Raw genomic sequence first — 24,745 nt, 5'->3', positions numbered from 1 at the left:
GTGTGGGTCCGGCTGGTGTGGAGCGGTGTCCCCGCGCGGGTCAGCCCAGCCGGGCGTCGGTGCCGCGCGGGCCGGACGGGACGGCCTCGGCGTCGGTCGACGGGTCCCAGTCGAAGACCACGGAGTCCTCCTCGGTGCCGATGTGCACCTCGGCGCCCTCGGTGGCGCCGGCCTTGGCCAGCTCCTCCTCGATGCCGAGGCGGTTGAGCCGCTCGGCCAGGTAGCCGACGGCCTCGTCGTTGGAGAAGTCGGTCTGGCGCACCCAGCGGGCGGGCTTGTCGCCGCGCACGCGGAAGGCGTTGTCCCCCAGCGGAACGACCTCGAACGGGGTGTCGCCGATCATCTTCGGGCGGATCACGATCCGGGTGGGCTCGGCGGCGGGCGCGGCCTCGCGCGCCGCGGCCACCTGCTCGCCCAGGGCGAAGGACAGTTCGCGCAGACCCTCACGGGAGGCGGCGGAGACCTCCAGGACGCGGTACCCGCGCTCGACCAGCATCGGGGTGACCAGCTCGGCGAGTTCACGGGCCTCGGGCACGTCCACCTTGTTCAGGGCGACGATGCGCGGCCGGTCGGACAGGTCGACGCCGGTGCGCTCACCGTAGGCGGCCAACTCGGCCTCCAGGGCCTCCAGGTCGCTGATCGGGTCGCGGCCGGACTCGTAGGTCGCGCAGTCGAGCACGTGCAACAGCGTGGAACAGCGCTCGATGTGGCGCAGGAACTCCAGGCCCAGGCCCTTGCCGTCACTGGCCCCGGGGATGAGGCCGGGCACGTCGGCGATCACGTACTGGACGGCGCCCGCCTCGACCACGCCGAGGTTGGGGATGAGGGTGGTGAAGGGGTAGTCGGCGATCTTGGGGCGCGCCGCGGACAGGGCGGCGATGAGCGACGACTTGCCCGCGCTGGGGAAGCCCACCAGGCCGACGTCGGCGATGGTCTTCATCTCCAGGCGCACGTCGAAGGACTCTCCCTCCTCGCCCTTGAGGGCGAAGCCGGGCGCCTTGCGCTTCTTGGAGGCCAGCGCCGCGTTGCCCAGCCCGCCGGAACCGCCCCTGGCCAGCACGAGCCGGGTCCCGTGGCCGACCAGGTCGGCGATGACCTCGCCGTCCATGCGGGTGACCACGGTGCCGTCGGGGACGGTGAGCACGAGGTCGGCGCCGTTGGCGCCGGCGCGGTGGCCGCCCTGACCGGGGGTGCCGTTCTGGGCGCTGCGGTGGGGTCGGCGCTGGTAGTCCAGGAGCGTGGCCGTCTGGGCGTCGACCTCGAGGACGACGTCACCGCCGCGACCGCCGTTCCCGCCGTCCGGTCCGCCCAACGGCTTGAACTTCTCCCGGTGCACGGAGGCACAGCCATGCCCGCCGTTCCCGGCCTTGACGTGCAAGACCGCCTCGTCGACGAAGTCAGGCATAGCTCTCCCCGTTACTCGTGCGGCCCCGTCCGGTGACGGAGACCGCGAACCACACGCGTCAACCAGTGACAACGCGAGGGGCGGGCCAGTGTTCCCTGGCCCGCCCCGAAATCCACAACGTCCGCGCGTGACCTACTCGGCGGCGGCGGGAACGATGTTCACGGCCTTGCGGCCGCGGTAGTTGCCGAACTTGACCTCGCCGGCGACCAGGGCGAACAGCGTGTCGTCGCCGCCACGGCCGACGTTGGCGCCCGGGTGGAACTTGGTGCCGCGCTGACGGATCAGGATCTCGCCGGCCGAAACGGTCTGACCGCCGAAGCGCTTGACACCAAGCCGCTTGGCGTTGGAGTCACGACCGTTACGGCTGGACGAAGCGCCCTTCTTGTGTGCCATCTCTCCAGGCCTCCTACTTCGCCGCGATGCCGGTGACGCGCACCTGGGTGTGCTTCTGGCGGTGACCCATGCGCTTCTTGTAACCGGTCTTGTTCTTGTACTTCAGGATGTTGATCTTGGGGCCGGCGGTCTCACCAAGAACCTCGGCGGTGACCGTGTACCCGCTCAGCTTGTCGGCCTCGCTGATGACGTTGTCGCCGTCGACCACAAGGATGGGCTGCCAGGTCAGGGTGGCGCCGGCCTCCTCGGAGACCCTGTCGATGTTCAGGACGTCATCGACGGACACCTTCTCCTGTCGGCCGCCCGCTCGCACGATCGCGTACACCGGGTAACTCTCTTCCTGCTCGCTCAACGAATAATGCACTCACTGGGACCATTCCCGGGGGAAGTCCAGGCCCGCTCGCGCGGGGCCCCCGGGTCAGCCCTGCCTGTGCCAGGCCTGGCTGTGAAGGGGCCGCTCCCACCGCGGTGGGAAGAAGCCTCGTTCCACGATCCACTGATCGCCTGTAGCGGGGCGCGGGGATCTGAGGGAAACAAACCCTGCGTGGAGAGCACTTCGGTGTCGGGGCGCGTGATCACACGGAGCGCGCCGACGCACCGCCCATCAGATTACCACTGCCCCACCGCGGGGCTGCACAGCCGGTGTGTTTCGGACCTTCCGCTCCGCTTCGGCCCGCACGTCGCCCGAACCACAGCCCCCTGGGGGTGACCGCACAGGCGATCCACAGCACGCGTCCGTCCCCCGTGGCCCGGGCCACGGGGGACGGACGCGACCGGTGATCTAACCGGCCTCCACCGCGGTCGGCGGGGTGGCCGCCGCCTTGGTGCGCCGGGTTCGGCGGCGCTTCGGGCGTTCCGCCGCCTCGTCCTCGGTACCGGCGGCGGGTGCCTCCGGCTCCGGGGCCGTGTCCTCGGCGGGCGTCTCGGACGCCGCCCGGGCGGTCCGGCGCGTCGTGGTCCGCCTGGTCCGGGTCTTCTTCACCGGCGCCTCGGGCTCGTCCCCGGTCGGCTCGGCGGCCTCCGGAGCGGCTGGTTCGGCCGTCTCCGCGGCCCCGGCGGCCTCCTCGGCCGTTCGCCGTCCGTCGCCGGCCTCGTCCCCGGTCGGCTCCTCCGCGGCCTTGCGGGCGCGGGTGGTCCGCTTCCGGGTCCGCTTCGCGGGCTTCTCGGCGGCCTCGCCCTCCTCTGCGGCGGGCGCGGCGGGCTCCTCGGCGGCCTCGGTTTTCTCGGCCTTCTCAGCCGCCGCCTTCTCCGCCCGGTCGGCCTTCTTCCGATCGGCCTTGTCCTGCTTGTCCGCCTTCTCCTGCTTCTCGGACTTGTCGGCCTTCTCGACCTTGTCCGAGGGCTGGTCCGCCTCGGCCTTGCCCTTCTTCTTCTTGCGGCCGCTGTTGCCGCCCTTGCCCTCCACCGGCTCGGTGGACAGCACCAGGCCGCGGCCGTTGCAGTGGTCGCACGAGTGCGAGAAGGCCTCCAGGAGCCCCTGACCGACCCGCTTGCGGGTCATCTGCACCAGGCCGAGCGAGGTGACCTCGGCCACCTGGTGCTTGGTGCGGTCCCTGGACAGGCACTCCAGCATGCGGCGCAGCACGAGGTCGCGGTTGGACTCCAGCACCATGTCGATGAAGTCGATCACGATGATGCCGCCGATGTCGCGCAGCCGGAGCTGGCGGACGATCTCCTCCGCGGCCTCCAGGTTGTTCTTGGTGACCGTCTCCTCGAGGTTGCCGCCCTGACCGGTGAACTTGCCGGTGTTGACGTCGACCACGGTCATGGCCTCGGTGCGCTCGATGATCAGCGACCCGCCGCTGGGCAGCCACACCTTGCGTTCCAGGGCCTTGTTGATCTGCTCGTCGATCCGGTAGGCGGCGAAGACGTCGCGGTCCTCGGTCCAGTGGGAGAGCCGCTCGGACAGGTTGGGCGCCACGTAGTCCACGTACTCGTGGACGGTGTCCCACGCCTCCTCACCGGAGACGACCAGGCTGGAGAAGTCCTCGTTGAACACGTCCCGCACGACCCGCACCGTGAGGTCGGGCTCGCTGTTGAGCAGCGACGGGGCGCTCGCCGACTTCGACTTGCGCTTGATGGACTCCCACTGGTTGGCCAGACGCGAGATGTCGCGCTCCAGCTCCTCCTCGCTGGCCCCCTCCGCGGCGGTGCGCACGATCACACCCGCGCCGGACGGCATGACCTTCTTGAGGATCTGCTTGAGGCGCGCGCGCTCCTTGTCCGGGAGCTTGCGGCTGATCCCGGTCATGGAGCCGCCGGGCACGTACACCAGGTAACGGCCGGGCAGGCTGATCTGGCTGGTCAGCCGGGCGCCCTTGTGCGCGATCGGGTCCTTGGTGACCTGCACCAGGACCGACTGGCCCGACTTGAGGACCGACTCGATGCGCTTGGGCTGGCCGTCCAGGCCGAAGGAGTCCCAGTTGACCTCGCCCGCGTACAGGACGGCGTTGCGGCCCTTGCCGATGTCGACGAAGGCGGCCTCCATGGACGGCAGGACGTTCTGCACGCGGCCCAGGTAGACGTTGCCCACGTAGGAGCGGTGGGTGGACCGGTCGACGTAGTGCTCGACGAGGACGTCGTCCTCCAGCACCGCGATCTGGGTGCGGTCGCCGTTGCGACGGATCACGAGGTCGCGCTTGACCGACTCGCGGCGTGCGAGGAACTCCGACTCGGTGACGATCGGGGCGCGGCGACGGCCCTGCTCACGGCCCTCGCGACGGCGCTGTTTCTTGGCCTCCAGCCGGGTGGAGCCGCGAACCGCCTGGACCTCGTCCTCGATCGGCTTCTCCTGGCGCGGCTCGCGCACCTTGACCACGGTGTTGGGCGGGTCGTCGGTGGTGGTGTCGACGGCGGTTCCGGCAGCGGTGCCGGCCCTGCGGCGTCGGCGGCGCCGGCGGCGGCTGCCGCGCTCACCCTCCTCCGCGGCGGCGGGCTGCTCGGGCGCGGCCTCGGTGGTCTCCTCCGCGGCCTTCGCGCCCTCGCCCCGCGCTTCCTCGTCCGTGCGCTCCGCCGTCTCCTGGGGCTCGCCGCCGGCCTCCTCGCCGGTGCGCGAGCGGCCCCGGCCCCGGCCGCCACGACGGCGGCGACGGCGACTCGGTCGCTCCTCGGAGGTGTCGGCGGCCTCCGCGGACTCGGCGGACTCCTCGGTCCGGGAGCCCGTCTCCTCGGCGGCCTCCTCGTCCTCCGCCGTCCCGGCTCCGGCCGACTCGGCCCGCGCGGGCGCGCCCCGCTGGGCGACCGGCGGCTGGAAGAGCACGGGGGGCGACTGGAAGACGGCGGTGCCGGTGGCCTCCTCGACCGGGGCGGCCTCGGTCTCCTCCGGCTCCGGGGCCTGCGTCTGCGTCTGCGTCTGCGTCTGCGTGGCGGACTCGGCGGCCCTGCGCCCGGTGGTCCTGCGCCCGGTGGTCCGGGGTTCCTCGGCCGTGGCGGCCTCGGCGCCCTTCCTCGCGGCGGTCGTGGCGGCGGGGCGCTCACGGCTCGCGGGCGCCTCCTCGGCGGGGCTGCCCGCGGCGCGTACGGTGCGCCTGCGCGGGGCGGCGGCCACCGCGGTCTTGACCGTGCCCACCTCACCGGACCCGGCGAGGGTGGTCACCGGCCGGGAGGGGGCGGCGGTGGTGTCGTCAGGTTCGGGGGGTGGTCCAGCGGCGCGGCGTGCGCCCTTGGCGGACGCGGGTGTGGTCACCCGCACCTCGCCGTCCCCCGGAGGGGGCGTCGCCGCCTTGGCGTCGGTTGTTTCAGTTGTACCCGCGGCGCCCTCGGCGCCGTTCGTGGGCTCGTTGTCGAGCATCCGGGCGGTCTCCCGTCAAAGTCCCCGGGCGCGCCGCGACCTCTCGGTCGGCGGCGCGGCTCACGAGAACTGTCGTCGCTGTGTCAGCGCCGGCGGCACCGGAGTGTCGCCGGGGCAAAGTCCTGTGGTCGCGCCCATGTACCCCACCTGGGGCCGCTCATGGGCGCGGTCCCGTCATGGGCGCCGACGGCCGTGGTGCGTTCTCGCTCCGCTCGTCACCTTGGCCCACGGATCCGGTGCCCACGGTGGTGTGGGCGTCGGGCCGGTCCGCGGTGAGCGGGTCCGCGATCGCACCTGTCGTCTCGTCCAGTGGCCCCTGCGCCAGCCGGGTCATCAACGGTGATGACGGCGGCGCGAGGTCGGCCACGAGACGCAGGCCGGTCAGCACGTCGTCCGGTCGAACGGCAGGTGTCGTGTGCCGAACGACCATTCGAAGTATGGCATATGTCGCGTGTTGTTCCCCTGGGGCGCGCCCGTCGGGCACGCCGACCACGTCGAGTCGGACCACCGCCGGGCGTGTGTCGAACCGGCGTCGGCCCTTCTTCGTCATCCGTTCCACCTCGACACTGTCGGCGGCCAGGAAGGCGCTCGCCGCCGCAGCGGCCGCGTCGGGGTCGACGCCCGCCAGCTCCACCCGCCACTCGGAGGCCTGGAGCCGGTCGGCGATCCCGGAGCCGTGGGCCTCGACGACCTCGACGACGTCCACGCCCTCGGGCATGGCCGCGTCGATATCGGCTCTGACCTGCTCGGGGTCGCGCTCCTCGGCCAGGGTCAGTTCGAGGTACTCCGCCTCACTGGCGACCCCGGTGGGGGCCGCACCGGCGTAGGAGACCTTCGGGTGCGGCGAGAAGCCCGCGGAGAACGCGACCGGCACGTCCGCCCTGCGCAGAGCGCGCTCCAACGCCCGGGCGATGTCGCGGTGACTGGCGAATCTCATCCGGCCCCGCTTGGCGTAGCGGACACGGAGCCGTTGGCCGGGTCTGGTGGTGGAGGGTGAGGTGGTGCCCTCGGATGCGGGGGGCAGCTCAACTCCTTTCCTCATGCCCCCGGTGGGGTCGGCCTGCGACCTGAAGGGGCTGTTCCTCAGTCCTGTTCAGCGTACGGTGCGCGGTGGTGCACATGCGCCAACAGGACCACGCATACCGGTATCTCCCCCACTGACCTGCGGTCGAAAAGTCCCGATGCCATCCGGGCGGAGAGCGAACCGGCATTCACCACCAGAACGCGGAGGGCCCGAAAAAAAATCCGGAGAAAATCCGGATCCGATGGCAACCCCGCGCCCACCCCGCGAGTCCTACTACACGTACGGCCCGGCGCGAGCGGGGCGCCGGGCCGTACTCCTTCCTTCCGGAGAGCTCCCCCACGGGGTAGAGCTCTCGGAGCGCGCATCCTACTGGACGGTCACGCACGGATGCCGGACCGCCCCCGGCAGTCACGTCTTCACGGTGAGCGGGAGCAGCGGACGGCCGTCCGCGGGAGCGTTGATCTGGATCTCCGTGCCCATGCTCGGGCACACACCGCAGTCGTAGCAGGGGTTCCACCGGCAGTCGTCGACCTCGACCGACTCCTCCCCGTGCAGCGAGTCCTGCCAGTCCTGCCACAGCCACGAGCGGTCCAGCCCCGCGTCGAGGTGGTCCCACGGCAGGACCTCGTCCTCGTCGCGCTCGCGGACGGTGTACCAGTCCAGGTCCACCGGTGTGTCGGCGAGCGCGGTCTTCGCCGCCTCGACCCAGCGGTCGTAGGAGAAGTGCTCGCTCCAGCCGTCGAACCGGCCGCCCGCGCGCCACACCTCCTCCACGACCCGGCCCACGCGGCGGTCGCCGCGCGAGAGCAGCCCCTCGATGATCGACGGCCGCCCCTCGTGGTAGCGCAGCCCGATGGACTTTCCGTACCTGCGGTCGCCCCGGAGCCGGTCGCGCAGCTTGCGCAGGCGCGCGTCGACCACCTCGTGCGGAGTCTGTCCCGCCCACTGGAACGGGGTCTGCGGCTTGGGCACGAACCCGCCGATGGACACCGTGCACCGGATGTCCCTGCGCCCGGTCACCTCACGGCCGGTGCGGATCACCGCGGTGGCCAGGTCGGCGATGGCCAGGACGTCCTCGTCCTCCTCGGTGGGCAGCCCGCACATGAAGTACAGCTTCACCTGGCGCCACCCGGCCGCGTAGGCGGCGGTCACCGTGCGGATGAGGTCCTCCTCGGTGACCATCTTGTTGATCACCCGGCGCATCCGCTCGCTGCCGCCCTCGGGGGCGAAGGTCAGACCCGAACGGCGCCCGTTCCGGGTCAGCTCGTCCGCCAGCTCGATGTTGAAGGCGTCCACGCGCGTGGAGGGCAGGGACAGCCCCGTGTTGGTGCCCTCGTAGCGGTCGGCCAGCCCCTTGGCGATGTCACCGATCTGGCTGTGGTCGGCGCTCGACAGGGACAGCAGGCCGACCTCCTGGAAGCCGGTGGCCTTCACCCCCTCGTCGACCATCCTCGTGACGGTCTCCCGGTTGCGCTCGCGTACCGGGCGGGTGATCATCCCCGCCTGGCAGAACCGGCAGCCCCGGGTGCACCCGCGGAAGATCTCCACGCTGTAGCGCTCGTGCACCGACTCGGCGGTCGGCACGATGGGCTTCTTGGGGTAGGGCCACCGGTCCAGGTCCATCACGGTGTGCTTGTGCACCGTGCCCGGCACCCCGGGACGGTTGGGCGTGTAGGCGGCGATCCGGCCGTCGTCGTGGTAGGCCACGTCGTAGAAGCGCGGCACGTACACCCCGCCCGTCGCGGCCAGCCGGAGGAGGAGCGCGTCACGCCCGCCGGGCTCGCCCTCCTCCTTGAACTCCCGGATGATCTCGGTGATCGCGAGCGCGACCTCCTCCCCGTCGCCCAGCACCGCGGCGTCCAGGAAGTCCGCGATCGGCTCCGGGTTGAAGGCCGAGTGACCGCCCCCCAGCACGATCGGGTGCCCCTCGCCCCGGTCCGCGGAGCACAGCGGGACGCCCGCCAGATCCAGCGCCGTGAGCAGGTTGGTGTACCCCATCTCGCTGGCGAAGCTCACCCCCAGCACGTCGAACGCCGACACCGGACGGTGGGCGTCCACGGTGAAGTGCGGGACGCCGTGCTCGCGCATCAGCGCCTCCAGGTCCGGCCAGACCGCGTACGCGCGCTCGGCCAGCACCCCCTCACGCTCGTTGAGGATCTCGTAGAGGATCTGCACCCCCTGGTTGGGCACCCCGACCTCGTAGGCGTCCGGGTACATCAGCGCCCAACGCACCGAGGTGTCGTCCCACTCCTTGACCACGGAGTTGAGTTCGCCCCCGACGTACTGGATGGGTTTGCTCACCTTCGCGAGCAGGGGCTCCAGCAGCGGGAAGACGCTTTCGACGGACATGGCGAGACCTTCGGTCGATGATGGACGTGCGGTTTCTCCAGGTTACCGACGCACGGAGCGGATCACTCGAACCCGCGGTCCCGCGAGCTCACGGCCAGGACCAGGCCGAGCGCCACGAGGTTGGCGACGATGGCGGTGCCGCCGTAGGAGACGAACGGCAGCGGCAGGCCCGTGACGGGGACGATCCCGAGCCCCATCCCGATGTTGATGAAGCTCTGGAAGGCGAACCACGCGGCCACCCCCACGCACAGCAGGCGCGGGTAGGGCTGGTCGCACCCCTGGGCGATCCGCAGGATCCGCCAGAACACCACGGTGAACAGCGCGACCATCGCCCCGGCCCCCACGAACCCGAGCTCCTCGCCGGCCACCGTGAAGATGAAGTCCGTGTGCTGTTCGGGCACGAACCGCCCGTGCGTCTGCTCCCCCTGGAACAGGCCGGTGCCGTCGAACCCGCCCGAACCCACGGCGATCAGCGCCTGGGCCGAGTTGTACCCCGCCCCCTGCGGGTCCGCCGCCGGATCCACCAGCGTGGCCAGCCGGTCCAGCTGGTAGGGCTCCAACAGGTCGAACCACCAGACCGCGAACCCGGCCGCCACCCCGCACGCCAGCATGCCCGCCACCCACACGATCGGGGCCCCCGACATCGTGAGCACCCCCAGGAAGATCACGCCGAACACGAGCGTGGTCCCCAGGTCGGGCTGCAACAGCACCAGTGTGAGCGGCAGGGCGAGCACCAGCAGGGCGTACAGCACGTCCCGGGTCATCGGCTTGGTCTCGCCGTCGCGGGGCTCCCCCAGGAGCGTGGCCAGCATGAGCACCAGGCCGACCTTGGCCAGCTCACTGGGCTGGAACTGGAACCCGCCGATCACGATCCAGCCGCGCGACCCGTTGATCACCGCGCCCAGGGGCGTCAGCACCAGGATCAGCGCGATCACCGTGGCGCCGTAGACCAGGTGCGCGTAGGCGCGCACGGACCGGTAGTCGACCGAGGCCACCGCCAGACACAGCACCCAGGCCACCGCGAGGTGGGCCAGGTGGCGGCGCACGTGCCCGGTGGCCTCCAGCGGACCGCTGCCGTCACCGGGCAGGGTCGCCGACCACACCAGCAGCGAACCGATCACGCACAGCGCCAGCACGGCGCCGATCAGCGTCCGGTCCAGGCGGCGCGCGGCGCCCGCCGCGGATCGGCCGATCCGGGCCCGGGAGGGGCCGGGCAGACCCACGTGTGTGCTCATCGCTCACCGGTCCAGGAGGTCGATGGAACCGTCGGGGCGGACCGTGGGCAGGCCCTCCCAGGGGGCGCCGCCGGGCAGCGCGGGTTCGGTGCGGCCCCCGTCGTCGTCCTCGGCGTCCTCCGCGTCCGCCTCCTCTGCGCCCTCGCCGGAGAAACCGTAGATCCCCTCGTAGATCTCCCGGGCGATGGGCGCGGCGGTCGCGCCACCGGTACCGCCCTGGGAGACCAGCACGACGATGGCGAACTGCGGGTCGTCGGCGGGGGCGTAGGAGGCGAACCACGAGGACACCTGGCGTCCCACGACGTCGGCACTGCCGGTCTTGCCCGCGATGGACACCCGGTCCTGCGGGAAACCGCCGAAGGCGCCGCTCGCGGTACCCGCCTTGGGCACCTCGGTCAGTGCCGCCTGGAGGTAGCTCAGGGTCTCGTCGCTGACGGGCAGACGCCCGGCCACGACCGGCTCGATCTCCTCCACGACCGAACCGTCGGCGGAGATGAACGCCTTGCCCACACGCGGCTCGTACCGGGTGCCGCCGTTGGCGATGGCCGCGTAGGCGTTGGCCAGTTGCAGGGGGCTGACCAGCACGTCGCCCTGGCCGATGGCGAAGTTGACCGCCTCGCCCGCGCGCCACTCGAAGCCCTCCACGCAGTGCTCGTGGGCGAGGCGCTTGAGGTAGGCCGCGTGCGAGGGGTCGGTCTCGGCCACGTCCGGGTAGCCGTGCTCGGCGCGGTGGCAGTTGGTTTCCCGGGTGGCCTCCCAGAACGTGCGCTTCCACTCGCGGTCGGGGATGCGCCCGCTCGTCTCGTAGGGCAGGTCGATCCCCGTCGGCGACCCGAAGCCGTAGCCGCGGGCCATGTTGGCCATGGCCTCCTCCGGCTCGCCCTCGGGGTGCAGCCCGCCGTCGCTCAGCCACATCTGGTAGCCGAAGTTGTAGAAGACGGTGTTGCAGGAGACCACGATCGCCCGGTGCAGCGTGATCGACCCATGACCCTGCCCCGCGTAGTTGGAGAAGCTCTGCCCGCCGATGTTGACCGATCCGGGACAGGCGTAGGTGCTGCGCAGTGAGTACCCGTTCTCGGCGGCGGCCGACAGCGACGACACCTTGAACGTCGAACCCGGCGGGTACTGGCCCTGGATCGCCCGGGAGAGCAGGGGCTCGCCCGCCTCCTCGCTGAGCATCTCGTCGAAGGTCTCCTGGTCGATCCCGCCCTGCCAGACGCTGGGGTCGTAGGTCGGCACACTGGCCAGCGCCACGACGCCGCCGGTGCGCACGTCCAAGACGACGGCGGCGCCGGCGTCGGCCTTGTAGCGCGGCCGGGCCGCGGCCATCCCCCGGGCGAGGGCCTCCTCGGCGATCCGCTGGACCTCCAGGTCGAGGTGGGTGACCAGGTGCATCCCGGGTTCGGGCGGCCGGTCGGAGATCACCTCCATCACCTGGCCGTGGTTGTTCACGCCGAGCGTGCGCAGACCGGCGGTCCCGCGCAGCCGCGAGTCGTAGACCTTCTCCAACCCGTCGCGGCCCACGTGGTCGATTCCGGTGAACTGCGTGCGCAGATCCTCGCGGGCCTCCAGCTCCTCCTGGGTGACCGGCTGGAGGTAGCCCAGCACCTGCCCGGCGAGCGCGCCGCCCGGGTACTCGCGGATGGCGTGCGCCTGGGCGGTGATCCCGGGGAACTCGTCCGCCCGCTCCATGATGTGCAGCGCGACGGGCGCGTCGACGCCCTCGGCCAGGGTGACCGGCTGGTAGGGCGACCCCGGCCAGCAGGGGCGCTGGACGTCGGGGCCGCACAGGCGCATCCGCTGCTGGAGCTCCTCCAGCGGGACGTCGAGCACCTCGGACAGGTCGGACAGGACGGCCTCGCCGCCGTCGTCCATACCGGTGAGCTCGTGGTAGTCGGCGGACACGACCAGCTCGGTCCGGTTGCTCACCAGGGGACGGCCCCTGGCGTCGAGGATCTGGCCCCGGGTGGCGGGGACGACCAGCCGCTGGTGGTGGTTGGACACGGCGAGTTCGCGGTAGTGCTCGCCCCTGGGCACCTGGAGGTACCACAGACGCACCCCCAGCAGCGCGAACAGCGCCACGACCAGGATCTGGACGAGGACGATGCCCGTCGTGCCGAGCTTGCGGCCGGGCTGGGAGGGGTCCACCGGTGGTCTGCGCACGGGGTCACCACCCTCCCAGGCCGGTCGGCCCCTGGATGGTGGCGAACTCGCTTTCGGTGAACGCGTTGCGGACCCACAGCAGGGGCACCGTGACCAGTGGGGAGACGAGTGTCGTCAGGAGCGTGCCCACGCCCACGGCGGCCGTCGTCGCGCCGAGGGACACGCGCGGGTCGCCCATCACCAGCCCCACGGCCGCGTACCCCAGGCCGACGCCCAACGACACGGCCGCGGTGGTCCCGATACCGGTCCACGCCGACGGCGGGGAACCCACCGCCCCCGGGGATCCGGTGTTGGCGCGCAGCAGGGCGACCAGGTAGGCGGCGACGCACAGCACGAGCGCGTACCGGCCCACCGGGTGTTCGGCGGGCGGGAGCAGGTCCATCGCCAGACCGGCGGCGAAGCCCGCGCCCGCCGCCGCGGCGGGGGTGGCGGTCAGGGCCACCGCGACCAGGGCGGCGACCACCAGGTCGGGGCCGGGCCCCCAGTCGAACTGGACCCGGTTGACGGCGGTGGCCTGGACGAGCACCGCGACGGCCACGATGACCAGGGTCGCCGCTGATCTCATCGGTCCCCCTCGGGTTCGGGTCGGGGCGGAAGGACGGAGTCGCGCGGATCCTCGGCCGGGCCCGCGACCACCACCCCCACCAGATCGAGCGCGGAGAAGTCGACGGCGGGGGCGAGACGGGCGAGTCGGCTCAGCGCGCCCGGCGCGGACTGGACCTCCTCGACGGTGCCGATGGGGACACCGGGGACGAAGGGGGCGCCCTCGTGCGAGCCGAGCGTGACGACGCGGTCCCCGGCCTCCACCGGGGCCTCCATGTCGAACAGCTCCAGGGTGAGCTCGGCGTCGGGGCCGCCCGGGACCGTGCCGCCCCGGACGACGCCGATCTTGCGGGTGTCCTCCAGCCGCGCTCCGACGGCCGAGGCGACGTCGGTGGCCAGGACGACCGTGGAGGTGCTCGCTCCGGCCTCGACGACACGCCCCACGAGTCCGTGCCCGTTGACCACCGTCATGTCGGGCCGGACCCCGGAGTCCGTGCCCACGTCCAGGGTCACCGTGTGGGCGAGGCCGCGCGCGGTGACGCGGGTGACGGCCTGGGCGGGGACGATCTCGTATCCGCCGAGCCCGGACAGGTGGAGGAGTTCGGCGAGCTGGTCGGCGCGCTCGCCGTCGTTGGCGGTCGCCTGGAGCCGGGCCTGGAGTTCCGCGTTGGCCGCCTCCAGCTCGGCGATGCGTTCGGCCGCGTGCGGGGCCTGGCGCAGACCGTCGTAGAGGGACACGGCGGGCCCGGCGGCCCAGCCCACGCCGGCGGCGGCCGGGGTGAAGACGTACTCGCCCGCGGCGCGTCCGGCCGAGGTGACCGGGTCCGGTCCGGGGCGGGAGTCCAGGACGAGGAGGGCCACGGCCGCCACCACGAGGACGGCGAGGACGAGCCGGGACCTGGGTGAGTCGCGGAACATGTCACCGCCGCCGTTCGGGGACCAGGACCTGGTGCAGGCGCTCGTAGTTCTCCACGCAGGTGCCCGACCCGATGGCCACGGAGTCGAGCGCGTTGTCGGCGACGTGGATGGGCATGCCGGTCTCGTGCAGCAGGCGGTCGTCCAGCCCGCGGAGCAGGGCCCCGCCGCCGGTGACGGCCACGCCCCGGTCCATGATGTCGCCGGACAGCTCGGGCGGGCACTTGTCGAGGCTGGTGCGGACGGCGTCGATGATCGCGGTGACCGGTTCCTCGATCGCCTGGCGGACGTCGGTCTCGGACAGGACGATGGTCTTGGGCAGGCCGCTGATGAGGTCGCGCCCGCGCACCTCGGCCTGGAGCTCCTCGGCCCCCGTGGGGTAGGCCGAGCCGATCGCCATCTTGAGCTCCTCGGCGGTGCGCTCCCCGATCATCAGGGAGTACTCCTTCTTGACGAAGGTCATGATGGCCTGGTCGAGCTCGTCGCCGCCCACGCGGATGGACTGGGAGGTGACGATGCCGCCCATGGAGATGACCGCGACCTCGGTCGTGCCGCCGCCGATGTCGACGACCATGTTGCCGGTCGGTTCGTGGACGGGGAGCCCGGCGCCGATGGCGGCGGCCATGGGCTCCTCGATGATGTACACCTTGCGGGCGCCCGCCTGGTACCCGGCTTCCTTGACCGCGCGGTGTTCGACGGAGGTGATCCCACTGGGGACGGCGACGATGACGCGGGGTTTGGCGAAGTGGCGGCGCCGGTGGATCTTCTGGATGAAGTAGCGCAGCATCCGCTCGGTGATCTCGAAGTCGGCGATGACCCCATCCTTGAGCGGTCGGATCGCGGTGATGTTGGTCGGGGTCCGGCCGATCATCTGCTTGGCCTCGATGCCGACCGCGACGATCCTGCCCGTGGAGGTGTTCACGGCGACGACCGACGGCTCGTTCAGCACGATGCCGCGCCCGCGCACGTACACGAGCGTGTTGGCCGTTCCCAGGTCGACGGCCATGTCCCGGCCGAGAAAAGCAAGGTTGTTCGGCATGTAACGTCCTCAGGCGCCGTGTCGGACGCGGTTGACCGGCGCGACCATAGGTAGTCGTTCCGGCACGATCGGTATCCAGCCCCCGTATCGTAACGGACCGCACTTACGACGTTACGCAAACACACCGAATTGTTGCCTGGCCATGGACGAAAACCGATATGCCCGGCGACGCCGAGTGCCCGGACCGTCGGTCTCCGCGCGGTCCGGGCACTCGGTGTGGACCCGGCTCAGGCCAGGTCGGGGAAGAACAGCTTGATCTCGCGGTCGGCGGAGTAGGTGGAGTCCGAGCCGTGCACGATGTTGGCCTGCACCTCCAGGGCGAAGTCGCCGCGGATGGTGCCCGGGGCGGCGGCGACCGGGTCGGTGGCGCCGGCCAGGGAGCGGAAGGCCTCGACCGCACGCTCGCCCTCGACCACCATCGCCACGAGCGGGCCGCCGGTGATGAACTCGACCAGCGAGTCGAAGAACGGACGCTCGGCGTGCTCCTCGTAGTGCGTCTTCGCGGTCGGGACGTCCAGCGTGCGCAGCTCCATGGCGACCAGCTTCAGGCCCTTGCGCTCGATGCGCGAGATGACCTCGCCGACGATGTTGCGACGGACACCGTCCGGCTTGATGAGAACGAGAGTGCGCTCCACGGGCGGTACAACTCCTTACTGGATTTCCGCGTGGCACGGGTGGACGACGGCGCCCACGGCGACGGCCGCACGCGGAGAACGGGGTGGGTGGGTGTCACGGGAGGCGGGGCCGCGATCGGGGCACGCCCCGAGAAGGGACCGGCCACCTGCCCGGACCTGCGCCACACTACCGCCTCGGAGCCTCCGACGCGGTGCCCACGGCCGCTTCCGTCCCCTCCGGGGCGGACTCGGCGTGCGCCGCGTGGGCCGCACGCGTCTCGTCGACCCTGCGGCCCACGATGACGCCGACCACCCACAGGGAGCCGAACACGACCGAGATCAGCAGCATCCCCGACACCAGGAACGAACTGAACAGCATGGCCGCCTGGAGGACCCAGGCCGCGTAGTGGGCCCAGGTGTACCGCTGGAGGGCGCTGAGCACGAGGGCGGCGACGGCCAACCCTCCCCAGACCCCCACGGCCCGGGCGGGTTCGATGCCCTCGAGGTTGATGGCCACGGGTATGGCCAGTCCGAGGATGATGACCTCGAAGGCCAGGACGACAGCGCAGACTACGCGCACGGCGGGTTCCCTTCGTGGTGCCGTCCGCCGCTACTCCCCCGCGCCCCGCAGCAGGTGGACGGCGTCACCGGCGGTGACGACCGAACCGGTGACCAGGACCCCGGCTCCACCGAACTCGGTGCCGTCCTCGGCCAGGCCCACGGCCCGGTCGATGGCGTCGTCGAGCCGGGGAGCCACGTGTACGCGGTCCTCACCGAAGATCTGCTGTGCGAGAGCGGACAGCCGCGCCGGTTCGAGGGAACGCGGCGAGGAGTTGCGGGTGACGACGATTTCGTCGAGTAGTGGTTCGAGGGGTTCCAGAATCCCCTCCACGTCCTTGTCGGCCATGATCGCGACGACGCCGACCAGCTTGGCGAAGGAGAAGGACTCCTCCACCGCGGCGACGGTCGCGGTCATTCCGGCCGGGTTGTGTGCGGCGTCGGCGATCACGGTCGGGCTGGTGCGCACGACCTCCATCCGGCCCGGGGAGTCGACCCCGGACAGGGCCTCACCGACGATCTCGGGATCCAGGCCACCGGCGTCCTCACCGGTGGCGGCGAAGGCCTCCACGGCGGCGATGGCGACGGCGGCGTTGCCGGCCTGGTGGGCGCCGAAGAGCGGCAGGAAGAGCTGTTCGTAGCCGCCGGTCAGACCCTTGACGGCGACCTGTTGTCCACCGACCGCGACGTCGCGGGCGGTGACGCCGAACTCCAGGCCCTCGCGTGCCACGCGGGCGCCGACCTCGGCGGCGTGGCGGACGAGGACCTCGGCGGCGGGCAGCGGTTGCTGGGCCAGGATCGCGACGGAGTCGGGCTTGATGATGCCCGCCTTCTCCTCCGCGATGCCCTCCAGTGTGTCGGGCAGGTACTCCGTGTGGTCGATCCCGATGGGCGTCACGACGGCGACGTCGGCGTCGATGACGTTGGTCGCGTCCCACCGGCCGCCCATCCCGACCTCGACCACGGCCACGTCCACCGGGGTGTCGGCGAAGACGGCGTAGGCCATGACGGTGAGCAGCTCGAAGAACGACAGGGGCGCGTCGTTCATCCCGTCCGCCATCTCCACGTAGGGGCGGATGTCGTCGTAGGCCTCGACGAACCGCTCCTGCGAGACGGGTTCGCCGTCGACGACGATGCGTTCGCGCACCGTGCGCAGGTGGGGACTGGTGTAGCGGCCCACGCGCAGGCCACGAGCGCGCATGAGCGCGTCGATCATGCGGGCGGTGGACGTCTTGCCGTTGGTGCCGGTCACGTGGATGGCCCGGAATCCGCGCTGCGGATCACCCAGGAGGTCCAACAGGGTACGGACCCTGTCGAGCCGAGGGTCGATCTCGGACTCGGGGGTGCGGGACATGATCTCGGCGGTCACCTCGGCGTAGCGCTCGGCGGCGCTCACGCCGGTCACGGCGTCTCGGTGGTCGGGATGTACACGGGCGCCAGTGTACGCGCCCGGACCAGCACGTCATGCCCGGATTAACGGTCCGCTAACACGAGCGGCGCAAAGCATACTGAGAGCATGGACACCCTTGACCCGTTCTTCACCGAGTGGGCGCGCAAACGCCCCGGACAGACCCGCAGCCGCGAACGCGCCCGGCGGCTCATGGCGGCTTTGGACCTGGATCCGACGGCGGTACCGGTCCTCGGCGTGGTCGGCTCCAAGGGCAAGGGCAGCACCGCGACCTACGCCTCGGCCGCGCTGTCGGCCGCGGGGATGCGCACGGTCCTGTGCACCGGCCCGAGCTTCCGCTCCTACCGTGAACGGGTGCGGGTCGACGGGGTGTCGCTGACCGACGCGGAGCTGGACGCACTGGGGGCCCGCATCGAGTCCGCCAGGCTGACCCTGCCCCCCGTGGAGGAGACCGGCGGGCACCTGGCCCCGAGCGGCCTGTTCCTCATCGCCGGGCTGCTGCGGGCGCGGGAGGTCGGGGCGGACGTGTGCGTCCTGGAGGCGGGCGCGGGCGGACACCGCGACGAGCTGCGCGTGATCGGCCCGGACGTGGTGGCCCTGGGCAAGGTGTTCGGTGAGCACCTGGGGGTGCTGGGCGACACGATTCCCGAGATCGCCCGGGAGAAGGCCCGCGTCGTCGGGGACCGCACCCGCGCTCTGGTGACCCTGCCCCAGACCGCCGAGGTGACCGACGCGGTGGCGGACGCCCTGGCGGAGGCGACCGGAGGCCGGGTCAGGGCCGAGACCGCGGACCCCGACGCGGAGGGCGCCGAGCCCCCGGTGGAACTGCGCCCGGCCGGGCTGTCGGCGGCCTCGGGGGTCCTGGGAACGGCGGCCGCGCTGCGGATGCTGGACGTCCTGGGGCGTGCGCGCCCCTCGCGCAAGCGGCTGCACGAGGTGCTGGGCACGGTCCGGCTGCCCGCGCGCCTGTCCCGGCACCGGGTGCCCGGCTCCGGATCGGCCGAGATCGTGGTGGACTCGGCGATCAACGGTGCGGGGGTCGCGGCGGCGCTCGCGCACGCCCGCCGCCTGTGGGGCGGGGTGGACCACGTCCTGCTCTGCCTGCCCGACCACAAGGACGTGTCTGGCGCGGTCGCGGCGTTGGGGGACGTGCCGGTCACGACGGTGGTCCTGCCCGAGGCCCACCTGCGGTTCGAGCACTCCCTGCCGCCGCACTGGCGGACGATGCGGGCCGAGGAGCTGTCCCCCGCCGCGATCGCGACGCTGGGCGACCGCCTGCTGGCGATGGGCACGGTGTACTTCACCGGGCGGGTGCTGGAGGCCGTGGACGCGCCCACCGACCGGTTGTTCGGTCCCCCGGACTGACGTCGGGGCCGGGGACCCGCGGTCCCCGGCCCCCACCGTGCCCGCTTCGGCCCGAACGGCGGACCCTCTCGGGTCAGCGGCCGGTCAGTCGCGGCCGTGGCCCCGGCCCGGCCGGTACACCGGCTGGGACTGCGGGTTGAACTCGTCCATCACGACCCGCTCGGCCGCGCGCAGCCTCGGGTCCTCCAGGCGCAGGACGTCCAGGCCCCGCACGATGTCGGAGGAGTACACGTAGCCGTTGTAGTAGTAGGTCGACCAGGTGTCGTTGTCCTGGACACCGTCCTCGACACGGGAGTCCATGTCGAAGTAGCCGATCTCACGCGGTCGCTTCGGGTCGTTGAAGTCGATCACCGACACCCCGCCCTGGTACCAGGACTGCACGAAGTAGTCGCGGCCCGGGACCGGGATCAGCGAACCGTTGTGCGCCACGCACACCTGGTCGCCCTGGTAGCGCTCGATCTTGAAGTAGCTGGCGAACTCCAGGGTGGGCTCGTCGTCATCGCCCCCGATCGTGTAGATGGCGTTGGCGCCGCGGTCGCCGCCGATCTCCTCGGTACAGGTGGGGGCGCCGCCGCCGCCGAGCTCGTCGACGAACATCACCGTGTCACCGCTGTTGGTGAAGGTCGCCGAGTGCCAGAACGCGAAGTTCTGGTCGGTGACCCTGGCGGTGACGACCGGGTTGACGGGGTCGGAGATGTCCATCAGGATGCCGTCGCCCATGCAGGCTCCGGCCGCGAGGTCCTTGGCCGGGTAGACGGTGATGTCGTGGCAGCCCTGGGTCGGCAGCAGCAGACCGTCCTGGTCGTGGTTGCCGCCGTCCGGGAACAGGACCGGCTCGTTGACGATCGCCGCCTCCTCGGGCGCGTCGTGCGGGACCTCGATGACGGTGATCTTGTCGTGCGGGGGCTGGCAGTTGGGGAAGGCGCTGCGGGGCGAGTAGGAGGACACGTAGATGATGTCGCTCTCGCCGTCCTCGCTCGGGACGAGGGTGTTGGTGTGCGAACCGCAGTCGGTGGGCACCGCCGCCACGTACTGCGGGTTGGCCTTGTCGGAGATGTCGAAGATCCGGATGCCCTCGAAACCGTTCGGGTCGCTGGTCGAGGTGGCGGGGGCACCGCACTCGTCGCCGGCCCGCGCGTAGTCGACGGAGAAGTACAGCAGGTCGCCGCTCACGCTCACGTCGCCCTGCCCGCCGGGGCACAGCACCTCGGAGACCACCTGAGGCGACTCCGGCTCGGAGATGTCGTAGACGACGAAGCCGTCGTAGTTGCCGCCGATGGCGTAGTCGCCGGTGAACGCCAGGTCGGAGTTGACGCTGCGGACCGCCTCGGGTTTGGGGACGTTGGTCACGTGGGTGACGTTGTCGCTGGTGATGCTGTCGGCGGGCGGCGTGTCGGCCAGGGCCGCCGCCGGGGACAGCAGGCCGACGACGAGCGAGGCCGCCGCCGTCGCGGCCAGGGTCGCCGACCGTCTCGGACCGCGACGGGACCGGTGGATGGGGGGTACGCGCATGGGTCTCCTCGTGCGCTCGGGGGTTGCGCGGGGCTCCCGGCTCGGTCGCCGGTCACCCCGCTTCGGTGGGGGCCGTGCCCGGGGCGGTCGGCCCCGGGCACGGCCTGGTCGGGGAACGGACGGCGGGGCCGCGACCGTGGCGGTCGCGGCCCCTCTCCCGTTGCCCTGGCTCCCCAGGAGGAGCCGCCGGGAGGTCCGTCGGCTTCAGGGCGTGGTCGGCGCGGACAGCCTGCCCCACTGTGCGACGGGCAGCGCCCACCGAACACGCCCTAGCGGCCGTGGCCCCGGCCCGGCCGGTACACCGGCTGGGACTGCGGGTTGAACTCGTCCATCCGGACGCGCTCGGCCACCCGGAACCTCGGGTCCTCGAGCCTGATGACGTCGAGGCCGCGAGTGATGTCGGAGGAGTAGACGTAGCCGTTGTAGTAGTACGCCGACCAGGAGCCGCCCAGGACGAGGGCGCTGTCGTCGATCGGGTCACGGTCGAAGTAGGCGATCTCGGTCGCGTCGGTGGGGTCGTTGAAGTCGATCACCGACACGCCGCCCTGGTACCAGGACTGGACGAAGAAGTCGCGGCCCGGGGTGGGGATCAGCGAACCGTTGTGCGCCACGCAGTTCTCGGTGTCGGCCTGGTGGCGGGGGAGCTTGTAGTAGCCCTCGAAGGACATCTCGGGGGCCTCGTCGGTGCCGCCGATCGTGTAGATGGCGTTGGCGCCGCGCTCGGGGCCGACAGCCTCGTTGCAGGTGGGACCGCCGCCACCGCCGAGCTCGTCGGTGAACAGCACCGTCTCACCCCGGTTGGTGAAGGTCGCCGAGTGCCAGAACGCGAAGTTCTCGTCTCGGACGACGTCGGTGACCACCGGCGCCGCCGGGTCGGAGATGTCCATCAGGATGCCGTCGCCCATGCACGCGCCCGCGGCGACGTCGCCCTCCGGGTAGGCCGTGATGTCGTGGCAGCCGGAGGTGCCGGCGTTGCCGCCGTCGGGGAAGAGCACGGGGGTGTCCAGGACCCGGGCCGAGGCCGGGTCGTCGAGCGGGACCTCGATGACGGTGATCTTGTCGTGCGGGGGCTGGCAGTTGGGGAAGGCGCTGCGGGGCGAGTAGGAGGACACGTAGACGTACTCGTGCTCGCCGTCCTTGCCGGGGACGAGGGTGTTGGTGTGCGAACCGCAGTCGGTGCGCACCGCCGCCACGTACTGCGGGTTGGCCTTGTCGGAGATGTCGAAGATCCGGATGCCCTCGAAGCCGTCCGGGTCCGCAGGGGAGACCGGGGCCGAGCCGCACTCCTCGTCGGCCCTGGGGTAGTCGACGGAGAAGTACAGCAGGTCGCCGCTCACGCTCACGTCGCCCTGCCCGCCGGGGCACAGCACCTCGGAGACCACCTGAGGCGACTCCGGCTCGGAGATGTCGTAGACGACGAAGCCGTCGTAGTTGCCGCCGATGGCGTAGTCGCCGGTGAACGCCAGGTCGGAGTTGAACGCGTCCATCGCCTCCGACTTGGGGACGTTGGCCACGTGGGTGACGTTGTCGCTGGTCTCGGCGTCGCTGGTGAACGTCTCCTGAGCCAGCGCGGTGGAGGGGCCCAGGAGTCCGGTGACGAGGGCCGCCGCTCCGGCGAGGGCGAGTCCGGCGGCGCCGCGCCCGGAACGGGCGCGAGGGGGGCGGGGGGATGACGCCATATGTACTCCAGAGTTCCGATTAGAGCGAAACACGAAGAACGTACACAGTTAAAGGTCGGAATGTATAGGGGGAGACAAAGGAAACATGATCGTTAACACTGTGTCCCCCCACTCCGATCCGTCTGCACACCCTGCCTAGGAACCCGGAAGTGACGGCTGGGACTGCGGGTTGAACTCCATGAGTGTGACGTCCGCCGCGGGCGTCAACCGCGGGTCGGTGAGGCGCAGCACGTCCAGACCGCGCTGGATGTTGGACGAGTACACGTGTCCGTTGTAGTAGTAGGCGGACCAGGATCCCGCCGTGCGCAGGGTGTTCGGGTCCCAGGGGCCGCGGTCGAGGTGACCGATCTCCTCCGGGTGGTCGGGGTCGGTGAGGTCGATGACCGACACCCCGCCCTGGTACCAGGACTGGACGAAGAAGTCACCGCCGGGCACGGGGATCAGCGACCCATTGTGCGCCACACAGTTCTCCGTTTCGGACTGGTGACGTGGCAGTTTGTAGTAGCTCCGGAACTCCAGGGTGGGCGTCTCGCCCGCATGGTCCAGCGAGTACACGGCGTCCGCGCCGCGCTCGGGTCCGACCTCCTCGGTGCACACCGCCGCCGACCCGCCACCCAACTCGTCGGTGAAGACCACGTTGGCCGCGTCGTTGGTGAAGGTGGCCGAGTGCCAGAAGGCGAAGTTCTCGTCGCGCACCCGGTCGAGCACCACCGGGGCGACCGGGTCGGAGATGTCGAGGAGCAGCCCGTCCCCCAGGCACGCGGCGGCGGCCAGGCCCCGCTCAGGGTAGGCGGTGATGTCGTGGCAGCCCGTGGTGGTCACGTCTCCGCCGTCGGGGAAGAGGGCGGGTTCGCTGACGATCGCGGCCTCCTCGGGCGCGTCGTGGGGCACCTCGACGACGGTGATCCTGTCGTGCGGGGGCTGGCAGTTGGGGAACTCCTCCGAAGGCGAGTAGGAGGACACGTAGACGTAGTCGCGCCGCCCGTCCGCGCCCGGGACCAGTGTGTTGGTGTGCGAACCGCAGTCGGTGCGCACCGCCGCCACGTACTGCGGGTTGGCCTTGTCGGAGATGTCGAAGATCCGGATGCCCTCGAAACCGTCCGGGTCCGCCGGGGAGACCGGGGCCGAGCCGCACTCCTCGTCGGCCCTGGGGTAGTCGACGGAGAAGTACAGCAGGTCGCCGCTCACGCTCACGTCGCCCTGCCCGCCGGGGCACAGCACCTCGGAGACGATCCGGGGGGCGGCCGGCTCGGAGATGTCGTAGACGACGAAGCCGTCGTAGTTGCCGCCGATGGCGTAGTCGCCGGTGAACGCCAGGTCGGAGTTGTAGGCCGCGGAGTCGGCCAGCGCGGCGGGTTTGGGCACGTTGGCCAGGTGCTCCACGCCGCCGCCGAGGACGGGGGCGTCGGCGTCGTCCGCGAGCGCGCCGGGGGCCGCCGTCCCCAGGAGCAGCGCGCAGCCCGCGCCGAGGGCGCCCCACCACCCCGCCGGACCGACCCCGCCTCGTCGTGTGAACGCGGCCATGACAGACACCCCCGGCAGATACACAAAGCAGTCAATTGACTACCTTGCGTTATACTCTACGCAGAGAACACACTCCAGGCGAAACGCCGAGATCGGACATCCCTCCCGGTATCCACCACCCCCCGACCTGGGCAGGGAACTCGGCGGGGATCGCGGGAACCGGAACCGACACGTCGGCGGGGCTGGACAAGACACCCACGTAGTGAGTAGAAAACCGGCAGGGTGTCGCGCTGACGCCCCTTCGCGGACCCCCATCCGCCAACCCCGTCTGGAGGACACCCGTGCGTCGCCTGGCACTCGCGGCAGGAACCGCCCTCACACTGCTCGGAGTCTCGGCCTGCACCGACGACGGACAGGGGTCGGCCAACGTCATCGCTCCCGGGGCGCCCGGTGAGTCGTCCTCACCCGCCACGTCCGACCAGATCGCCGCCCTCGCCGAGGAGCAGGGCCACAACGCCGCCGACGTCAACTACCTCGTGCTCATGATCGAGCACCACCGGCAGGCCCTGGAGATGACCGACCTGGTCCCGGACCGGCACCAGCGGGACGGGATCGACAGCATCGCGGACCGCATCGCGGCCGCGCAGGGCCCCGAGATCACGGCCATGGAGAGCTGGCTGGAGGAGAACGTCCTGGGTCCGGCCCGGGACAACCCCGCCTACCGGAACTTCTGCGGGCTGGAGGGCGACGGTTCCCACCACGGCGGCGGGGACGAGGACCTGCCCGGGTGCGACCTGGAGGTCGACCACGACGACATGCCGGGGATGGCCTCCGACGAGGAGATGGCGCGGCTGGCCGCGGCCGAGGGGGACGAGTTCGACCGGCTCTTCGTGGAACTCATGACCACCCACCACGAGGGCGCGATCATCATGGCCGAGGACCTGCTCGCCGAGGGGCACGACCGCACCGTGATCCGGATGGCCAACGACGTCATCGCCGAGCAGACCGCCGACATCGAGCGCATGGAGCAGATCCTGCAGGAGGATTGACCGCTCCCCCGGTGACCGGTCGCCGTCGGCGGACCGCGGGGGCCACCGGCCGGGTGGTCCCCGGGTGGACGCCGCGGCGTCCCCGTGACACACGACGATCCCCGCTCCCGGGGGGAGCGGGGATCGGAGTTCGGTTCAGGCGGACTTCTCCTCGGGGCCGGCGTCGCGCTGGGTCCTGGGGACGATGGTGGGGTTGACGTTGTCGATCACCGTCTCCCGCGTGATGATCACCTGACCCAC

Annotated in this window: 19 protein-coding genes; 2 read left to right on the top strand and 17 right to left on the bottom strand. The window is 71.4% G+C overall.

Annotation, left to right across the window (positions count from 1 at the left end):
• Positions 1-40 precede the first annotated feature (40 nt).
• The 14 genes from obgE to DVR05_RS18675 form a co-directional block, all read right to left on the bottom strand.
• The gene (obgE, locus tag DVR05_RS18740) at positions 41-1,405 is read right to left on the bottom strand and encodes a GTPase ObgE (RefSeq protein WP_116247218.1); all 1,365 of its coding nucleotides are present in this window, start codon (positions 1,403-1,405) and stop codon (positions 41-43) included.
• 132 nt (positions 1,406-1,537) lie between these two features.
• Positions 1,538-1,798: a 50S ribosomal protein L27 gene (gene rpmA, locus DVR05_RS18735; RefSeq protein WP_075928003.1), complete on the bottom strand. Its 261-nt coding sequence runs from the start codon at positions 1,796-1,798 to the stop codon at positions 1,538-1,540.
• A 13-nt stretch (positions 1,799-1,811) separates the two neighbouring features.
• On the bottom strand, positions 1,812-2,123 hold the full coding sequence (gene rplU, locus DVR05_RS18730; RefSeq protein ID WP_116247217.1) for a 50S ribosomal protein L21: 312 nt from the start codon (positions 2,121-2,123) through the stop codon (positions 1,812-1,814).
• A 456-nt stretch (positions 2,124-2,579) separates the two neighbouring features.
• Entirely contained in the window at positions 2,580-5,588 is a 3,009-nt protein-coding gene (locus tag DVR05_RS18725) for an Rne/Rng family ribonuclease (protein ID WP_116247216.1), read from the bottom strand.
• A 157-nt stretch (positions 5,589-5,745) separates the two neighbouring features.
• Entirely contained in the window at positions 5,746-6,525 is a 780-nt protein-coding gene (locus tag DVR05_RS18720; RefSeq protein ID WP_232832216.1) for a TIGR03936 family radical SAM-associated protein, read from the bottom strand.
• Between the two features lie 495 nt (positions 6,526-7,020).
• On the bottom strand, positions 7,021-8,961 hold the full coding sequence (locus tag DVR05_RS18715; protein WP_116247214.1) for a TIGR03960 family B12-binding radical SAM protein: 1,941 nt from the start codon (positions 8,959-8,961) through the stop codon (positions 7,021-7,023).
• Between the two features lie 62 nt (positions 8,962-9,023).
• Positions 9,024-10,196, bottom strand: coding sequence for a rod shape-determining protein RodA (gene rodA, locus DVR05_RS18710; RefSeq protein ID WP_116247213.1), 1,173 nt, complete (start codon positions 10,194-10,196; stop codon positions 9,024-9,026).
• A 3-nt stretch (positions 10,197-10,199) separates the two neighbouring features.
• Positions 10,200-12,359 carry a penicillin-binding protein 2 gene (gene mrdA / locus DVR05_RS18705; RefSeq protein ID WP_116247212.1) on the bottom strand — a complete coding sequence of 720 codons (2,160 nt, stop codon included), beginning with the start codon at positions 12,357-12,359 and terminating at the stop codon, positions 10,200-10,202.
• A gap of 4 nt (positions 12,360-12,363) precedes the next feature.
• Positions 12,364-12,924: a rod shape-determining protein MreD gene (gene mreD / locus DVR05_RS18700; protein WP_116247211.1), complete on the bottom strand. Its 561-nt coding sequence runs from the start codon at positions 12,922-12,924 to the stop codon at positions 12,364-12,366.
• A complete protein-coding gene (mreC, locus tag DVR05_RS18695; RefSeq protein ID WP_116247210.1) occupies positions 12,921-13,820 on the bottom strand; it encodes a rod shape-determining protein MreC in 900 nt (299 codons plus the stop codon). Before mreC ends, mreD begins: the two co-directional genes overlap by 4 nt.
• Position 13,821: 1 nt before the next feature.
• Complete coding sequence (locus tag DVR05_RS18690) at positions 13,822-14,856, bottom strand: rod shape-determining protein (RefSeq protein WP_116247209.1); 1,035 nt, start codon at positions 14,854-14,856, stop codon at positions 13,822-13,824.
• 227 nt (positions 14,857-15,083) lie between these two features.
• A complete protein-coding gene (gene ndk, locus DVR05_RS18685) occupies positions 15,084-15,491 on the bottom strand; it encodes a nucleoside-diphosphate kinase (protein WP_116247208.1) in 408 nt (135 codons plus the stop codon).
• Between the two features lie 166 nt (positions 15,492-15,657).
• The gene (locus DVR05_RS18680) at positions 15,658-16,050 is read right to left on the bottom strand and encodes a DUF4233 domain-containing protein (protein WP_116247207.1); all 393 of its coding nucleotides are present in this window, start codon (positions 16,048-16,050) and stop codon (positions 15,658-15,660) included.
• Between the two features lie 30 nt (positions 16,051-16,080).
• Positions 16,081-17,382, bottom strand: coding sequence for a folylpolyglutamate synthase/dihydrofolate synthase family protein (locus DVR05_RS18675; RefSeq protein WP_369974557.1), 1,302 nt, complete (start codon positions 17,380-17,382; stop codon positions 16,081-16,083).
• 162 nt (positions 17,383-17,544) lie between these two features.
• On the opposite strand from DVR05_RS18675, the gene DVR05_RS18670 reads away from it, so the two are divergent.
• Positions 17,545-18,801, top strand: coding sequence for a hypothetical protein (locus DVR05_RS18670; protein WP_116247205.1), 1,257 nt, complete (start codon positions 17,545-17,547; stop codon positions 18,799-18,801).
• Between the two features lie 84 nt (positions 18,802-18,885).
• On the opposite strand, the gene DVR05_RS18665 is transcribed toward DVR05_RS18670, so the two are convergent.
• From DVR05_RS18665 to DVR05_RS18655, 3 genes are all read right to left on the bottom strand, one after another.
• Positions 18,886-20,313 carry an LVIVD repeat-containing protein gene (locus DVR05_RS18665; protein WP_116247204.1) on the bottom strand — a complete coding sequence of 476 codons (1,428 nt, stop codon included), beginning with the start codon at positions 20,311-20,313 and terminating at the stop codon, positions 18,886-18,888.
• Between the two features lie 269 nt (positions 20,314-20,582).
• Positions 20,583-21,992, bottom strand: coding sequence for an LVIVD repeat-containing protein (locus DVR05_RS18660; RefSeq protein ID WP_116247203.1), 1,410 nt, complete (start codon positions 21,990-21,992; stop codon positions 20,583-20,585).
• 135 nt (positions 21,993-22,127) lie between these two features.
• Complete coding sequence (locus DVR05_RS18655; RefSeq protein WP_116247202.1) at positions 22,128-23,516, bottom strand: LVIVD repeat-containing protein; 1,389 nt, start codon at positions 23,514-23,516, stop codon at positions 22,128-22,130.
• Positions 23,517-23,797: 281 nt separating this feature from the next.
• On the opposite strand from DVR05_RS18655, the gene DVR05_RS18650 reads away from it, so the two are divergent.
• Positions 23,798-24,505 (top strand): DUF305 domain-containing protein, encoded by a 708-nt coding sequence (locus DVR05_RS18650; RefSeq protein WP_116247201.1) that lies wholly within the window; start codon positions 23,798-23,800, stop codon positions 24,503-24,505.
• Positions 24,506-24,745 lie beyond the last annotated feature (240 nt).

It is taken from the genome of Nocardiopsis sp. FIRDI 009 (assembly GCF_003386285.1).
Classification (GTDB): Bacteria; Actinomycetota; Actinomycetes; order Streptosporangiales; family Streptosporangiaceae; genus Nocardiopsis.
Note: the sequence above shows the minus strand (reverse complement) of the source record. Positions and strands in the feature narration are given on the sequence as shown.

Excerpts from the sequence above, each read along its gene's own strand:
- obgE (WP_116247218.1), bottom strand. The coding sequence starts at position 1,405 with ATGCCTGACTTCGTCGACGAGGCGGTCTTGCACGTCAAGGCCGGGAAC.
- rpmA (WP_075928003.1), bottom strand. The coding sequence starts at position 1,798 with ATGGCACACAAGAAGGGCGCTTCGTCCAGCCGTAACGGTCGTGACTCC.
- DVR05_RS18725 (WP_116247216.1), bottom strand. The coding sequence starts at position 5,588 with ATGCTCGACAACGAGCCCACGAACGGCGCCGAGGGCGCCGCGGGTACA.
- DVR05_RS18720 (WP_232832216.1), bottom strand. The coding sequence starts at position 6,525 with ATGAGATTCGCCAGTCACCGCGACATCGCCCGGGCGTTGGAGCGCGCT.
- DVR05_RS18715 (WP_116247214.1), bottom strand. The coding sequence starts at position 8,961 with ATGTCCGTCGAAAGCGTCTTCCCGCTGCTGGAGCCCCTGCTCGCGAAG.
- rodA (WP_116247213.1), bottom strand. The coding sequence starts at position 10,196 with ATGAGCACACACGTGGGTCTGCCCGGCCCCTCCCGGGCCCGGATCGGC.
- mreD (WP_116247211.1), bottom strand. The coding sequence starts at position 12,924 with ATGAGATCAGCGGCGACCCTGGTCATCGTGGCCGTCGCGGTGCTCGTC.
- mreC (WP_116247210.1), bottom strand. The coding sequence starts at position 13,820 with ATGTTCCGCGACTCACCCAGGTCCCGGCTCGTCCTCGCCGTCCTCGTG.
- DVR05_RS18690 (WP_116247209.1), bottom strand. The coding sequence starts at position 14,856 with ATGCCGAACAACCTTGCTTTTCTCGGCCGGGACATGGCCGTCGACCTG.
- DVR05_RS18675 (WP_369974557.1), bottom strand. The coding sequence starts at position 17,382 with ATGTCCCGCACCCCCGAGTCCGAGATCGACCCTCGGCTCGACAGGGTC.
- DVR05_RS18670 (WP_116247205.1), top strand. The coding sequence starts at position 17,545 with ATGGACACCCTTGACCCGTTCTTCACCGAGTGGGCGCGCAAACGCCCC.
- DVR05_RS18665 (WP_116247204.1), bottom strand. The coding sequence starts at position 20,313 with ATGCGCGTACCCCCCATCCACCGGTCCCGTCGCGGTCCGAGACGGTCG.
- DVR05_RS18660 (WP_116247203.1), bottom strand. The coding sequence starts at position 21,992 with ATGGCGTCATCCCCCCGCCCCCCTCGCGCCCGTTCCGGGCGCGGCGCC.
- DVR05_RS18655 (WP_116247202.1), bottom strand. The coding sequence starts at position 23,516 with ATGGCCGCGTTCACACGACGAGGCGGGGTCGGTCCGGCGGGGTGGTGG.